The organism is Ferrovibrio xuzhouensis (assembly GCF_042648965.1).
Classification (GTDB): Bacteria; Pseudomonadota; Alphaproteobacteria; order Ferrovibrionales; family Ferrovibrionaceae; genus Ferrovibrio; species Ferrovibrio xuzhouensis.
Window position 1 is genome coordinate 164,522 of the sequence record NZ_JBHRYJ010000004.1, and the last position, 14,637, is coordinate 179,158.

The window sequence follows — 14,637 nt, forward strand, 5'->3', positions numbered from 1 at the left end:
CGCCGAACCACTAGATTTCCCGGCATGCAGGCCGCGCCTCTGCTGATTGGCAACGACATCTACCGGCATTCCTCGCTCGGCGGCAAACATCCGCTGTCGATCCCGCGTGTCTCCACGGTGCTCGACCTGATCCGTGCGCTCGGCTGGGTGGCACCCGGCCAGTATCGCGAAAGCCGTCCGGCCACGCCGGCCGAACTGGCGCGTTTCCACCGGCCGGATTACATCGCCGCGGTGCAGGCGGCCGAACAGACGCTGACGGTCAGCGCGGAAGACTCTTTGCGCTACAACCTCGGCCGCGGCGGCAATCCGGTCTACGGCACCATGTTCCGTCGTCCGGCCACCGGTGTCGGCGGCAGCCTGATCGCCGCCGCGCATCTGCTGGCGGAAGGTGGCATCGTCTACAGCCCCGGCGGCGGCACCCATCATGGTCGGCCGGACCGCGCCTCGGGCTTCTGCTATTTCAACGATCCGGTGCTGGCGATCCTGCATATGCTGGATGCCGGCCTCGGCCGCGTCGCCTATGTCGATCTCGATGTGCATCACGGCGACGGCGTGGCCGATGCCTTTGCCGAGGCCGACCGCGTGCTGGTCGCCTCGGTGCACGAGGCCGGCCGCTGGCCGCATTCCGGCCAGCTCAATGAAGAGGGCGCCGGCAACCTGTTCAACTATCCGGTGCCGCCGGGCATGACCGACCCGGAGATGGATGCGCTGATCGGCGACGCCATCGGGCCCTTGGTGGAAGGTTTCCGGCCGGATGCGCTGGTCGTGCAATGCGGCGCCGATGCGCTGGCCGACGACCCGCTCGGGCATCAGAACCTGGGCAACGGCGCGCTGTGGCGGGCGGTGCGCGCGATGGGCGGTCTGGCGCCGCGCCTGTTGGTGCTGGGCGGCGGCGGCTATAATCCATGGTCGGTGGCGCGCTGCTGGACCGGCGTCTGGGCGACGCTGACCGGGCAGGAGATTCCCGACCGGCTGCCGGCGGAAGCCGAGGCCCTGCTGCGCGAGCTGACTTGGAGCCGCGCGGCGGGCCGCAATCCGCCGCCGCACTGGTTCACCACCCTGGCCGATGCCGGTCGCGAGGGGCCGGTGCGGGACGAGGTGTGCGCCCTGATCCGGCGCACGAAAGAGAGGATGCGGGCGTGACAGTTCGTTTGATTGACGCGACACGGCGATGGTTTCTCGGGCTGCTGGCCGCAGCCTTGCTGGCCCTGCCGGCGGCGGCCCAGCCGCAGCCGGCACTGCCGCACAGCGATCTGGTGATCGAGACGGCGAAGGGCCCGCAGCATTTCACGGTGGAACTGGCGAGCAATGATGAAAGCCGGGCCCGCGGCCTGATGTTCCGCCAGAGCATGGCGCCGGATGCCGGCATGCTGTTCGATTTCGGCCAGGAGCAGATGGCCTCGTTCTGGATGCGCAACACGCTCATCCCGCTCGACATGCTGTTCATCAGGGCCGACGGCACGATCCTGAATATCCACCAGCGGGCGATTCCCCACGACGAGACCGGGATCAATTCCGACGGCCCGGTGCGGGCGGTGCTCGAACTGAACGGCGGGACGGTCACCCGGCTGGGAATCCGGGCCGGCGACCGGGTCCTGCATGCCATTTTCGGCGATTCCCCAGCCGCAAAGCGCTGATCTGCCTGCCTTTTGGGCGCCTTTCCGGGGCTGGCCCGGCGGGAGCCTTCGTGATAAACAGGCCGCGGATTTTCCGGTGGTTTCCGGCCGGGACCGGCACGGGGTGTAGCTCAGCCTGGTAGAGCGCCAGCTTTGGGAGCTGGATGTCGGAGGTTCGAATCCTCTCGCCCCGACCAGCCCGGCCCGGCAGTATGGCGCCGGACAGTTAGAACCGGACAGGCAGACCAGAGAAGCAGGACAGACGGCATGAAGGCGCGGATCTATCAACCGACCAAGACGGCCATGCAGTCGGGCAAGGCGCTGACCCGCCAGTGGCAGCTGGATTACGACACGGCGGGCAGCCGCTTCGTCGAGCCGCTGATGGGCTGGACCGGGGCCAACGGCACGCTGAGCCAGCTCGCGCTCAGCTTCGACAGCCGCGCAGAGGCCGAGGCCTATGCCCGCAAGCACGGCATTCCCTACGAGGTCGAGGAACCGCAGGCCCGCAAGGTGATCCGCAAGACCTACGCCGACAACTTCGCGTTTACCAGAATCCGCTAAACCTGCTGATGGCGGGGTGCCGTGACGCGGCCGGCCTCGCCGGCGGCGGACAGTACCCGTTTTCCTTCGGGCGCCCTTAGCTCAGTTGGATAGAGCAGCCGCCTTCTAAGCGGCAGGTCGGTGGTTCGAATCCACCAGGGCGCGCCATTCCCACGGGCGCGGAGCATCACGAAATCTGATCGAAATCATCAGTTTCACAAGTTAGTTTGATCTCGCTTCCAAGCCATATTGTCGCCCACGCCACCAGCGAAGGAGCTCCGATATGGCCGGAACGACACATCCTCTCCCCAGGCTGACCCGCCGCGGCCTGCTCGCGGCTGCGGGTCTGGGTAGTGCGGCATTGCTTTCGCATCGCTCCCTGGCGCAAGCGATGACGGATCTGGCGCTGCCCGGCGGGCCGGGCGAACGGGCGTTGACCACGGCCTTTCCGCAGAAGGGGCAGATGATCCTGCAGCGGACGCGGCCCCCCTTGCTGGAAACCCCCTGGGAGGTGTTCGACAAGGGTGTTTTCACGCCGAACGACCAGTTTTATGTCCGCTGGCATTGGGCCGTCATTCCGACTGAGGTGGATGTCGCCACCTTCCGCCTCAAGGTCCATGGCCATGTCAGCCGGCCCCTGTCGCTGACCCTGAACGACATCCTGCATGGCTTTCCGCGAGTGGAGATGGCGGCCGTCAATCAGTGCTCGGGCAATTCGCGCGGCTTCTTCCAGCCGCGTGTGGCGGGCGGGCAATGGGCGAATGGCGCCATGGGCAATGCGCTGTGGACCGGCGTCCGGCTGAAGGACGTGCTGGACCGTGCCGGCATCCGCGCCGGTGCCCTGCAGGTGCGCATGCGCGGGCTCGACGAGCCTGTCGTGGACGAGGCGCCGGCCTTCCTGAAATCCCTGGCCATCGACCATGCCCGCGACGGCGAGGTGATGATCGCCTTCGCCATGAACAGCGAACAGTTGCCGCTGCTGAACGGCTTTCCGCTGCGTCTTGTCGTGCCCGGCTGGTACTCGACCTACTGGACCAAGATGCTGAGCGACATCGAAGTGCTGGACAGGCCCGACGGCAATTTCTGGATGGCGAAGGCCTACACCATCCCGGATACGCCCCATGCCGACATGCGGCCCGGGCAGGCCGGCGTGAAGATGGTGCCGATCAATCGCATGGTGCCGCGCTCCTTCGTCACCAATCTGCGCAGCGGCATGACGGTGCCGGTCGGGCAGCCGGCGGCATTGCGCGGCATCGCTTTCGGTGGCGATACCAGCGTCGCTGCGGTGGAATTGTCGGTCGATGACGGCCGCACATGGCGGCCGGCGCAATTGGGCCGGGACGCGGGCAAATACGGCTTCCGGCAGTGGCATGCCAGTTTCACGCCGGCAGCGCGCGGCCGCATCGGCGTGAAAGTGCGCTGCCGGAACGGCAACGATGAAGTCCAGCCGGACACGGCCAACTGGAATCCCGGCGGCTTCATGCGCAACGTCGTCGAGACGATCGACGTCGCTGCCGTCTAGGGGAGGGCCGCATCATGCTTCGTCCTGTCTTTTGCTGCTGTCTGGCTCTGGCCGGATTTGCCCTTGTCCCGCTGGCCCGTGCCGGCGCTCCGTCCGATCTGGCATCGGTGACGGTCGACCTGCCCGACAGCGACCGGACCTTCCCCGACGGCCCCGGAGCGGCGGCGATCAACGACAACTGCCTCGCCTGTCATTCGGCCGGCATGGTGCTGAACCAGCCGGCCATGCCCAGGGCGGCCTGGGCGGCCGAAGTCGGCAAGATGATCAACGCCTACAAGGCACCGGTCGCGCAAGAGGATGTCGATGCCATCGTCGACTATCTGACCCATACCAAAGGCAGCAAATAGACCCCGGCCCGCGCAGAAGCTGCCGGTTTCGGACAGGGATTTGTCACCGCCGGGCGGCGACAGGCTGCCCGGCGGCCTTCCTTTCTGCTAATCCTCTGGATAATAATAAAAATCACAATGCATACAGTGTCCGGCGGGCCGGGCATGCAATGAACCGGAGGAAACGGGACATGACGACGACCAAAGTGGCGCTGGTGACCGGTGCCGGCACCGGGATCGGCAAGGCTTCGGCGCTGGCGCTGGCCAAGGCCGGCTACAATGTTGTGCTGGCCGGCCGGCGGCTCGAGCCGCTGGAGACCGCCGCCCGTGAGGCCGAGAAACACGGCACGCGTGCGCTGGCGGTCTCGACCGATGTGGGCGACCCGGCCTCGGTGCGCTCGCTGTTCGCCAAGACCAAGCAGGCCTTCGGCCGGCTCGACGTGCTGTTCAACAATGCCGGCATGGGCACGCCGGTGATGCCGTTCGAGGATATCTCCTACGAGCAGTGGAAGGCCGTGGTCGACGTGAACCTGACCGGCATGTTCCTGTGCAGCCAGGAAGCCTTCCGCATCATGAAGGACCAGACGCCGCGCGGCGGCCGTATCATCAACAACGGCTCGATCTCGGCCTATGCACCGCGGCCGTTCTCGGCGCCCTACACCTCGACCAAGCATGCCGTGTCGGGCCTGACCAAGGCCTGCTCGCTGGACGGCCGCGCCTATGACATCGCGGTCGGCCAGGTCGACATCGGCAATGCGGCGACCGAGATGACCGAGCGCATGGCCAAGGGCGTGCCGCAGGCCGATGGCTCGATGAAGGTCGAGCCGCGCATGGACGTGCAGCATGTCGCCGATGCGGTGGTGCACATGGCCGGCCTGCCGCTCGACACCAACATCCTGTTCATGACGGTGATGGCCTCGAAGATGCCGTTCGTCGGTCGCGGCTGATCCCGGGCCGGTCACGGTCAGGGCACGCCAGCGGACCCCGGTATTGGTGCGGCAGATTTCAGGGCTGAAACGGCACGGCGAGACGGCCTGATTTTTTGGCATTTGTCCCGGCGCGACGCAAAGGGCTGGCTGCCGGTGCCGCTCGCCGGCTACGCCATAAGGACAGCTTGGCGGCGCGGGAACAGAAGTCTATGAAGTTTACCGGGGGAGCTGCCTTGGCGGCAGCTTGGTAACAGCGTTACGGAAGGGGTGATTTTGTCCGGCGCCATCGAGCAGATGCGGGAGCAGATTCTCCACCATCAGGAGGAAAAAAGCCGTCTTGAGGGTGAAATGGCGGCCCTGGCGAAACGGCGCCCCCAGCTCGACAAGGCCATCATGGACATCCAGGCACAGCTGCGGTCGGCGAAGGGGCCGTCGCCACAGTTGCAAAGTGAGCTGCGCAATGCGAAGGAAGCCGCTCAGGGGGCTGTTTCCGGGCTGCAAAGCCTGCGGGTGAAGGTTGCCGAACTCAGCGGGAAGATTGCGGAGCTAGAGAAAAACATTAAAATCGTTGAAGATTTCATGCGGCCGAAGCAGTAGGCGGCGGTTGCCATAGCAAGAGGGGGCTAGGGGCAGAATGAACCCCATGGAGGTTGAACGGATGCTGGCACGCCACCGCGAGTGGCTGCTGAAGCGTCCGCGTGGTGCCCGTCTGAATTTGTCGCTTGCCGATCTCCAGGGGTATGACTTTTCCGGTGCCGACCTGCGGGCGGCCAAGCTGTCGGGCGCCAACCTGGCCCGGGCCGTGCTCGTCGAGACCAATCTGTCCGAGGCCGATCTGTTCGCCGCCAACCTCGAGCGGGCGGACCTGTCCAAATCCGACCTGTCCAAGGCCGACCTGCGCGGCGCCTCAATGCGGGGTGCCACCCTGGCCGGCGCCCGGCTGATGGGGGTGGATTTCCGTGGCGGCGCGCTGATGCAGGCCTCTGACGACGGGGTCGGCTTCGGCGCCGCGGATTCCAGCGGCAAGAAGCCCAAGGCCAATACCTCGGGCGCCGACCTGACCGAAGCCAATCTGCGCGGTTCGAACCTGACCGGTTCGAACATGAACGGCGTCAACCTGTCGGGCGCCAACCTGTCGCGCGCCAACCTGACCAAGGTATCGCTGCGCAAGGCCAATCTCGCCGGCGCGGATTTCAAGGGCGCCTGCCTGCGCGGCGTCGACATGTCGCTGGCCCTGATCGACGGCGCCGATTTCCAGGGCGCCGACCTCAAGGGGGCGATCCTCGAGGACGTCGACATGGAGTCCGCCAACTTCGCCGGGGCAGAACTGTTCGTCGATATCTCCAGCTTCGGCGATACGGTCGCGACGATCCTTCAGGAGCACGAGAAGTGGATCAAGACCGACGGCAAGGAAGGCTCGCGCGCCGATCTTGCCGGGCTGAACATGGAACGCATCGACCTGGCCGGAAAAGACCTCAGCGGCGCCAATCTCAAGGGTGCGAAACTCGCCGGTGCCAAGCTGCAGAACACCACGCTGGTGATGACCGACCTGTCGGAAGCCGATCTGACCGGCGCCAACCTGATCGGTGCGCTGGCCAATGGTGCCAACATGGCCCGTGCCATCCTGCACAAGGCGGTTTTGCAGCGGGCCCAGCTCGGCCAGGTGCCGCTGCGCGGGCCGGACGGCAAGCCGATCGGCCGCTTCTGGTCGGCCAGCCTGGCCGCGGCGGATGCCACCGAGGCGGATTTCTCGGATGCGCTGCTGAAGGGCGCCAACCTGATCGATGCCAAGCTGACCAGGGCCAGGCTGATCAACGCCAACCTGTCCGATGCGAAGATGGTCAATACCGACCTGGAAGGCGCTGATACGACCGGTGCGCAGTTGCCCTCAGCGAGCTGAGGGCAACTGCCCCGACATCAGTCTTCCATGTTGCGGGCACGCTCCATGCGCATCCGTCCGGCGTAATCGATCTGTTCCTTGAGCGCTTCCGGCGCCACCGCCAGCAGTTTGTGATTGAGGTTGCGGCTCATCTGCCATTCCTTCTTCGGGTCGCTCTTGCTGAGCAGCGTCTTGGAAGACAGGTTGGCCAGGATGCGGTCCCACAGCGTCTCGGCGCAGCAGGGCAGACGGTTCTCGCCCAGCAGTTTGTTGAGCTTCTCCAGCACCGGATCCGGTTTCGCGGGCATCTGCAGCTTGCCGGTCGACAGTTCGGCCAGCGCCAGCAGGGCCTCCGACAGATTGGCGCGCGGGCCGAGGATGTCCTGGATCAGCGTCGTTGAATCGAGGCAGGCCGCCGAGATTTCGTCGAGCAGCTCATCGAGTCCCTTGGTCGGACGGTCAATCATGTCGGCCAGGGCGATATCCAGCCGCGCGGCGTAGCTCGACATCGTCTGGGTCGACTTGGTGGTCTGGAAAAAGAACAGGAACCGCAGCTTGTCGATATCCTGCTCGCGCGCAGCCAGACGCTTGTAGAGAGCCGAGAAATCGTTGTTCTCGAAGGCCGGCAGGCCCTTTTCCGCCATCGCGTCGCGAACCATCTGGAACTGCTTCTCGAACAGGCTTTCCAGCTTCTTGCTGCGCTCGGACTGGCTCGGCAGGTCGGGCTGGGTCTGCGCGCCGGCAAGGGCATAGATGCCGGCGCGCAGGAAGCTGCTCATGTCGTTCAGCTTGCGGATATGCTGCGGCGAATGCAGCAGCTCCAGCGACGTTGCATTCTGCTTGTCGAGGAATTCGCGGAAGGTCGCGCTGAAGCCTTTTGCCGCCGGGCGGCGAGACAGGTCGTGGACCGTGCCGCAGATCGGGAAAAGGCCCTTGAACGGGCGCGTCACCATCGCCTTCGGGCGGGCCGTCGCCGTCTTGTTGAAGATTTCCGACTGGGTCTGGAAGCCGTCGCTGCGTGCGCGCGAGCGCATCACCTTGACGGCACTGAAATCGCCCATGTTGAGTAGCGCGTTGGCCTGTGCGATGGCAGACTTTTCCATCTGCTCATTGGCATGCTGGGTGCTGCTCGCTTCGCCCTCAAGGCGTTTGTCGAGGCGCCAGCGGCCATCGACCATCACATAGATTTCATAGGCGTAGGCACGCCCGCCGCCAAACATAGACCCAAACATTCAGCTATCTCCCCACCGATAAAGCTGTAGTTGTTTTAATCCGGCATATTTACCACTGCAACGCCGCTGCACCCCACAGCGGCAGATATCACGGCAGATTCACTCAGCAACCGCTTGGCGCGCTTTCTCCGCGAGGGCGCGCTGTTCAATGGCCTGCAGCTGTTTTGCAAATCGCTCAAAGGCCAGTGAGACCGACAGCACGAACTGGCGCTGCTGCGGCTCCGGCATCTCGAGGGCCGCCTCGGCGAACCGGCGGGCCTGATGGCGTGCGAGACCGGCGGCGTCCTTGAAGGCATCGACGCGGACCTGTTCGAAGGTCGAGAGGATGCAGTGCCGGGTGATGCCTTCTTCAACGGTCTTGAACGAGGCCTCCTTGACCATGCCGTCTTTCAGCAGGTCGAACACCTGGAGGGTTTCCTCGGAAATACGGTTGATGATGCCATCGACCCGCTCCCGATCGCGCGGCGACGGGGCCAGCACCGGATCGGGCTGCGTTCTGCGGGTACGTCTGACGACACTGCGCCACATGACCTTGGCGTAATCCTTTCTGGCGCCAAGCCGGGGTATCCATATTGCGATACAACCCGCTGGTGCGCCAACACTTTCCAGGGCAATGGTTTACCGAGGCTTAAAACCTGCCGATTCCCCCGGCCGGGAAGCCCCAAGGACCCCGGCGGCCGCCTGGCATCCTGCAGTATTTCACAGGACCGGCCGCCGGAGGCATTGCTTTTCAGTAACATGCTCAATCGGTTCAGAATATTTCACATCCTGCGGGTGAACCTGCTATAACGAAGCGCCTTTACAGGGGGCGCTAAACAGGGGTCGTTCCACACTGTGGCTTGACCATACGGTGCAGCGGGGGTAACTCGCTGCGCCCAAGGGTGTATTCAGGCGACGCCGGGCTTGTCCGGCGCGACCGAAAGCGCCGTCGATTCGGGGTAGGGAGGTCTTGTTGGGTATCCTTCTGGCATTCAGTCGGGCAGTCGACTGGCTCAATGAGCATGTCGGTCGTCTGGTTTACTGGCTGGTCCTGGCCGCCGTCGTGGTCAGTGCGGGCAATGCAACCATCCGCTACACGCTCGACACCAGTTCGAACAAATGGCTCGAACTGCAATGGTACTTCTTCTCGGCGATTTTCCTGCTTTGCGCCGGCTACACGCTGCTGCGCAACGAACATATCCGCATCGACATCATCACCGGCCGGCTGTCCGAGCGGGCACAGACCTGGATCGACATTGTCGGCGGTGTGCTGTTCCTGCTGCCGATGGCGACCATCATCATGTGGCTGTCGTGGCCGGTGTTCACGGATTCCTACATCCATCACGAAATGTCGCAGAACGCCGGCGGACTGGTGCGCTGGCCGGTGAAGATACTGATCCCGATCGGCTTTGCCCTGCTGGTGCTGCAGGCCCTCTCGGAAATCATCAAGCGCGTTGCTTTCCTGATGGGGCTGATTCCGAATCCCAATCCGAAACGTGCATCCCATGGCGTACCGCCCGCGGATCCCGTGAACGCGCCGGCAGACATGGTGGGAGAGTAACAGCGTCATGATGGATTTTCTTGCCGCCAACCTGGCGCCGGTGATGTTCGCGGCGCTGGTGTTCTTCCTGCTGCTCGGCTACCCGGTTGCCTTTGCGCTCGCCGCCAACGGGTTCCTGTTCGGCCTGATCGGCATGGAACTGGGCCTGCTGACCCCGGCGATCTTCCAGGCCCTGCCGGAGCGCGTCTTCGGCATCATGGCCAATGACACGCTGTTGGCGATCCCGTTCTTCACCTTCATGGGCCTGATTCTCGAACGATCCGGCATGGCCGAAGATCTGCTCAACACGATCGGGCAGCTGTTCGGGCCGATGCGCGGCGGTCTTGCCTATGCGGTGATTTTCGTCGGCGCCCTGCTGGCGGCGACCACCGGCGTGGTGGCCGCATCGGTGATCTCGATGGGCCTGATCTCGCTGCCGATCATGCTGCGTTACGGCTATGACCGCCGGCTGGCGACGGGCGTGATCGCCGCGTCCGGCACACTGGCGCAGATCATCCCGCCCAGCCTGGTGCTGATCGTGATGGCGGACCAGCTCGGCCGCTCGGTCGGCGATATGTATGCCGGCGCCCTGGTGCCGGGCCTGATCCTGTCGGGCCTTTATGCGAGTTATGTGCTGCTGGTGACGCTGGTTTTCCCCAAGGCCGCGCCGGCGCTGCCGCCGGAGGCGCGCACCCTGCGAGGCCTGGCGCTGCTGTCCCGGGTGGCATTTTCGCTGGTGCCGCCGCTGGTGCTGATCTTCCTCGTGCTGGGCACCATCTTCATGGGTATCGCGACGCCGACCGAAGGCGGCGCCATGGGCGCCACGGGCGCACTGATCCTGGCGATGATCAAGCGCAAGCTGGACTGGTCGCTGCTCAAGCAGGCGATGGATACCACGGCCAAGCTGTCGTCCTTCGTTGTGTTCATCCTGATCGGCTCGACCTGCTTCGGCCTGATCTTCCGCGCGGTCAACGGCGATCTCTGGGTCGAGCACCTGCTGACCAGCGTACCGGGTGGCGAAACCGGCTTCCTGATTGTCGTCAACATCCTGGTCTTCGTGCTGGCCTTCTTCCTCGATTTCTTCGAGCTGGCCTTCATCGTGGTGCCGCTGCTGGCGCCGGTGGCCGAAAAGATGGGCATCGACCTGATCTGGTTCGGCGTGCTGCTCAGCGTCAACATGCAGACGTCGTTCATGCATCCGCCGTTCGGCTTCGCGCTGTTCTTCCTGCGCAGTGTGGCGCCGGTCCATGACTATATCGACAAGATCACCGGCAAGCTGACCGGCAAGATCACCACCGGCCAGATCTACTGGGGCGCGGTGCCCTTCGTCTTCATCCAGATCCTGATGGTGGCGCTGGTGCTGATTTTCCCGGGGATGGTGACACATTTCCTCGACCGGGGGCCGAAGCTCGATCCGGCCGCGGTGATGCAGCAGCTGGAGATGCCCACGCCGGATTATGGCGGCGATGATTCGCTCAATCCCTACGACCAGCAGAACCAGGACGCCGCGCCGGCCGATGATGGCGACCAGGCCGGCGATACCGAGGACGAGGACGACCAGCCGTCTGATTCCGGGGACGACACCAAGAAGGACTGAGGCGGGTCGCCTGCAGACCAGAAGAGCCGGGCTTGTCCCGGCTCTTCTTTTTGCGGCCGTGGCTGTGCGCCGCGCAAAAAAAAGCCCCGCCGAAGCGGGGCTTTTCCTGAAAGCGCAGACCTGGTGGGTTCAGCCCTTTTTCTTCGCCCGACCGCGATTCGACTGCGACGCGATCATGAAGTTGTCGAAGGTGTTTTCGGCAATCCGCCACCACAGGACTTCCTCGTCGCGGAACGGCCGCCAGTTGTCATAGACCTTCTTGAACTTCGGATTGGCTGCCGACGTCTCGGCATACAGCTCGTTGGCAGCCTTCAGCGAGGCTTCCATGATCGGGCGGCTGAAAGCCCGGAGCTGGGTGCCGCTGGAGATCAGCCGCTTCAGGGCCGCCGGGTTCTGGGCGTCGTACTTGGCGACCATCCAGGTGTTGGCTTCGTGGCAGGCTGCCTCGAAGACCGCCTGGTAGGACTTCGGCAGCTTGTTGAAGGCGTCGATGTTGCAGAGCGCCGACAGCTGCGGCCCGCCTTCCCACCAACCGGGATAGTAGTAGTACTTGGCGACCTTGTTGAAGCCGAGCTTCTCGTCGTCGTAGGGGCCGACCCACTCGGTGGCGTCGATGGTGCCCTTTTCCAGCGACGGATAGATGTCGCCGCCGGCGATCTGCTGCGGCACCAGGCCCAGCTTGACCAGCACCTTGCCGGCGAAGCCGCCGATACGCATCTTGAGGCCGTTCAGGTCCTCGACGGTCTTGATCTCCTTGCGGAACCAGCCACCCATCTGCGCACCGGTGTTGCCGGCCATGAAGTTGATGCAGTTGTAGCCCTTGAAGAACTCGCGCATCAGCTCCATGCCGCCGCCGAACATCATCCAGGCATTTTGCTGGCGCCCGTTCAGGCCGAACGGGATGGCGGTGTCGAAGGCGAAGGTCGGGTCCTTGCCGACATAGTAGTACGAGGCGGTATGGCCGCACTCGACGGTACCGGCCTGGACGGCGTCGAGCACTTGCAGGCCGGGCACGATTTCACCACCGGCAAAGACGCGGATCTTGAACTTGCCGTCGGTGGCGGCTTCGACCCGCCTGGCGATGACCTCGCCGGCGCCGAAGATGGTGTCCAGGCTTTTCGGAAAGCTGGACGCCATGCGCCAGCTGATTTCGGGCATGCTCTGGGCGATGGCCGGCATGGCGAAGGTGCTGGCGGCACCGATACCGCCGGCACCAGCCAGCGCAGCCCCCTTAAGGAACTTGCGACGTTGCATTGTTTTTTATCTCCCTAGTTAAGACTTTTTGTCGGTTCACGGGCCGGACTCTTGCGGCCCGATCACCGACCGCCCCCCCGGCAAAGCCGCGTGAACGATGGCGCGAGATTACGGGATTGGTTACCCAAGGGCAACGGCCCAATAAAAAAGCCCCGCCGAAGCGGGGCTTTGCCTGAAATTCAGGCTGTCGAGGATTAAGGCTGGGGTCAGCCCTTCTTTTTCTTCGGCTTGCGGGTGGTGGTCGACGCCATATAGCTGTCGAAGGTGCCTTCCGCGACGCGGAACCACAGCAGCTGTTCGTCGCGATACTTGACCCAACTGTCGTAGATTTTCTTGAACTTCGGGTTCTTCGCCGAAATCTCGGCGTAGAGCGCGTTGGCTGCGTCATAGGCCGCGTCCATGACCGGCTTCGGGAAGGGCCGCAGCTGGGTGCCGCCGCCGAGCAGGCGCTTGAGGGCCGCCGGATTCTGCGAATCGTACTTGCCGAGCATCCACACGATGGCTTCCGCCGAGGCGGTCTCAAGCGCCGCCTGGTACATCTTCGGCAGGCTGTCCCACTGCTTCTGATTGATGTACAGCGAGACCTGCGGGCCACCTTCCCACCAGCCGGGATAGTAGTAGTACTTGGCGACCTTGTTGAAGCCGAGCTTCTCGTCATCGTAGGGGCCGACCCATTCGGCGGCGTCGATGGTGCCCTTTTCCAGCGACGGATAGATGTCGCCGCCACCGATCTGCTGCGGCACCACGCCCAGCTTGGTCAGGATCTGGCCGGCGATGCCGGCGATGCGGAACTTCAGGCCGCTCAGGTCTTCGACGGTCTTGATCTCCTTGCGGAACCAGCCGCCCATCTGCGTGCCGGTGTTGCCGGCCGGGAACTGGACGATGTTGTAGTCCTTGAAGAAGTCACGCATCAGCTCAAGGCCGCCGCCGTTGCGCATCCACGAATTCTGCTGGCGCACGTTCAGGCCGAAGGGCAGGCAGGCGTCGAAGGCAAAGGTCGGATCCTTGCCGACATAGTAGTAGCTGACGGTGTAGCCGGCCTCGACGGTGCCATTCTGCACGGCATCGAGCACCTGCAGCGGCGGAACGATCTCGCCGCCGGCAAAGGCGCGGATCTGGAATTTGTTGTCGGTGAGTTCGGCGACGCGCTTGGCGATGAACTCCGAACCGCCATAGATGGTGTCCAGGCTCTTCGGGAAGCTGGTCGGCAGGCGCCACTTGATCTCGGGCATGCTCTGCGCAAGGGCAGGAGCCGGGAAGCTGGCGGCGACGCCGACGCTGCCGGCACCCGCGAGGGCAGCGCCCTTCAGGAATTTTCGACGAAGCATTTTTTGAGGTCTCCCTAGGAATCTCGTTGGTAGTTGCCCGGTCCGGTTTCCGGGGAAGGCCGGGAACATACAACAGTGTGTATGCAGAGAATCCGCATACGGCCACAGAAAGTAATCCGAAGCCGGAATGCCTGCAAGAACCGTCGGTAGAATGGCCGGTCAGAGCCGGCGCCAGCCCTCGGGGGCCAGGGCCTCGAGCGGCTGGTAGCGGCTCTTGTAGGCCATCTTCCGGCTCTCGGCGATCCAGTAGCCCAGATAGACGTAGGGCAGGCCGGTCTCCACGGCATTGCGGATATGCCACAGAATGATGAAATTGCCCGGGCTGAGCGCCTCGAAATCCGGATCGAAGAAGCTGTAGACCAGCGACACGCCGTCGCTCATCTCGTCGGTCAGGCAGACGCCGAACAGCCGGCCGTCCGGGCAGCGGAATTCGGTCAGGCTGCTGCGCACCGGGCTGTCCTCGACCATGGCCCGATAGTCGGCGAATTCCATGTCGGCCATGCCGCCACCCTCGTGCCGGGCGGTGACATAGCGACGGAAGACCTGGAAATGCTCGCGGGTGGCATAGGCCGGCAGGTGGCGGCTCAGGATCTCGCTGTTGTTACGCCAGATGCGCCGCTGGGCGCGATCAGGCTGAAAGTCGGTGACCGGCACGCGCACCGGCACACAGGCATTGCATTGCTCGCAGGCGGGCCGGTAGGCCAGATCCTGACTGCGGCGGAAACCGGCCTGGCTCAGCGCGTTGTGCAAGCCGTCGGGATCGTCACCGGCCAACAGGGTGACGACCTTCCGCTCCAGCCGTCCGGGCAGGTAGGGGCAGGGAGTTGGCGGCGTCGCAAAGAAATGCCGCAAAGGTATCTGCAGGCGATGTTTCACGTCGCAGTGTCCGTTAATG

General features: G+C 64.2%; 15 protein-coding genes and 2 tRNA genes. 12 read left to right on the forward strand and 5 right to left on the reverse strand.

Annotated features, from left to right (window positions below):
• The first annotated feature begins 24 nt into the window (after positions 1-24).
• The 10 genes from ACFOOQ_RS17345 (at position 25) to ACFOOQ_RS17390 (ending at position 6,833) form a co-directional block, all read left to right on the forward strand.
• On the forward strand, positions 25-1,143 hold the full coding sequence (locus ACFOOQ_RS17345) for an acetoin utilization protein AcuC (protein ID WP_379728864.1): 1,119 nt from the start codon (positions 25-27) through the stop codon (positions 1,141-1,143).
• A complete protein-coding gene (locus ACFOOQ_RS17350; RefSeq protein ID WP_379728865.1) occupies positions 1,140-1,637 on the forward strand; it encodes a DUF192 domain-containing protein in 498 nt (165 codons plus the stop codon). Before ACFOOQ_RS17345 ends, ACFOOQ_RS17350 begins: the two co-directional genes overlap by 4 nt.
• 99 nt (positions 1,638-1,736) lie before the next feature.
• Positions 1,737-1,813 (forward strand) — tRNA-Pro (locus ACFOOQ_RS17355).
• Between the two features lie 70 nt (positions 1,814-1,883).
• Positions 1,884-2,177 carry an ETC complex I subunit gene (locus ACFOOQ_RS17360; RefSeq protein ID WP_379728866.1) on the forward strand — a complete coding sequence of 98 codons (294 nt, stop codon included), beginning with the start codon at positions 1,884-1,886 and terminating at the stop codon, positions 2,175-2,177.
• Positions 2,178-2,247: 70 nt separating this feature from the next.
• A tRNA-Arg gene (locus tag ACFOOQ_RS17365) sits at positions 2,248-2,324 on the forward strand.
• A gap of 115 nt (positions 2,325-2,439) precedes the next feature.
• Positions 2,440-3,678 (forward strand): molybdopterin-dependent oxidoreductase, encoded by a 1,239-nt coding sequence (locus tag ACFOOQ_RS17370; RefSeq protein WP_379728867.1) that lies wholly within the window; start codon positions 2,440-2,442, stop codon positions 3,676-3,678.
• Positions 3,679-3,692: 14 nt separating this feature from the next.
• Positions 3,693-4,025, forward strand: coding sequence for a c-type cytochrome (locus tag ACFOOQ_RS17375; RefSeq protein WP_379728868.1), 333 nt, complete (start codon positions 3,693-3,695; stop codon positions 4,023-4,025).
• 170 nt (positions 4,026-4,195) lie between these two features.
• A complete protein-coding gene (locus ACFOOQ_RS17380; RefSeq protein ID WP_379728869.1) occupies positions 4,196-4,951 on the forward strand; it encodes an SDR family oxidoreductase in 756 nt (251 codons plus the stop codon).
• Between the two features lie 255 nt (positions 4,952-5,206).
• The gene (locus ACFOOQ_RS17385) at positions 5,207-5,530 is read left to right on the forward strand and encodes a hypothetical protein (protein ID WP_379728870.1); all 324 of its coding nucleotides are present in this window, start codon (positions 5,207-5,209) and stop codon (positions 5,528-5,530) included.
• Positions 5,531-5,576: 46 nt separating this feature from the next.
• Positions 5,577-6,833, forward strand: coding sequence for a pentapeptide repeat-containing protein (locus tag ACFOOQ_RS17390; RefSeq protein WP_379728871.1), 1,257 nt, complete (start codon positions 5,577-5,579; stop codon positions 6,831-6,833).
• 17 nt (positions 6,834-6,850) lie between these two features.
• Here the strand turns inward: ACFOOQ_RS17390 and ACFOOQ_RS17395 are convergent, their stop codons facing one another.
• Both ACFOOQ_RS17395 and ACFOOQ_RS17400 read right to left on the reverse strand, forming a co-directional pair.
• On the reverse strand, positions 6,851-8,044 hold the full coding sequence (locus tag ACFOOQ_RS17395; RefSeq protein WP_379728872.1) for a hypothetical protein: 1,194 nt from the start codon (positions 8,042-8,044) through the stop codon (positions 6,851-6,853).
• A gap of 99 nt (positions 8,045-8,143) precedes the next feature.
• On the reverse strand, positions 8,144-8,572 hold the full coding sequence (locus ACFOOQ_RS17400; RefSeq protein ID WP_379728873.1) for a hypothetical protein: 429 nt from the start codon (positions 8,570-8,572) through the stop codon (positions 8,144-8,146).
• Positions 8,573-8,996: 424 nt separating this feature from the next.
• Here ACFOOQ_RS17400 and ACFOOQ_RS17405 point away from each other — a divergent pair, with 424 nt between their 5' ends.
• Positions 8,997-9,584 carry a TRAP transporter small permease subunit gene (locus tag ACFOOQ_RS17405; RefSeq protein ID WP_379728874.1) on the forward strand — a complete coding sequence of 196 codons (588 nt, stop codon included), beginning with the start codon at positions 8,997-8,999 and terminating at the stop codon, positions 9,582-9,584.
• 7 nt (positions 9,585-9,591) lie between these two features.
• A complete protein-coding gene (locus ACFOOQ_RS17410; RefSeq protein WP_379728875.1) occupies positions 9,592-11,160 on the forward strand; it encodes a TRAP transporter large permease in 1,569 nt (522 codons plus the stop codon).
• Between the two features lie 129 nt (positions 11,161-11,289).
• Here the strand turns inward: ACFOOQ_RS17410 and ACFOOQ_RS17415 are convergent, their stop codons facing one another.
• From ACFOOQ_RS17415 to ACFOOQ_RS17425, 3 genes are all read right to left on the reverse strand, one after another.
• A complete protein-coding gene (locus tag ACFOOQ_RS17415; RefSeq protein ID WP_379728876.1) occupies positions 11,290-12,414 on the reverse strand; it encodes a TRAP transporter substrate-binding protein in 1,125 nt (374 codons plus the stop codon).
• 206 nt (positions 12,415-12,620) lie between these two features.
• Positions 12,621-13,742, reverse strand: coding sequence for a TRAP transporter substrate-binding protein (locus tag ACFOOQ_RS17420; protein WP_379728877.1), 1,122 nt, complete (start codon positions 13,740-13,742; stop codon positions 12,621-12,623).
• A gap of 159 nt (positions 13,743-13,901) precedes the next feature.
• A complete protein-coding gene (locus tag ACFOOQ_RS17425; RefSeq protein ID WP_379728878.1) occupies positions 13,902-14,618 on the reverse strand; it encodes an arginyltransferase in 717 nt (238 codons plus the stop codon).
• Positions 14,619-14,637: the final 19 nt, after the last annotated feature.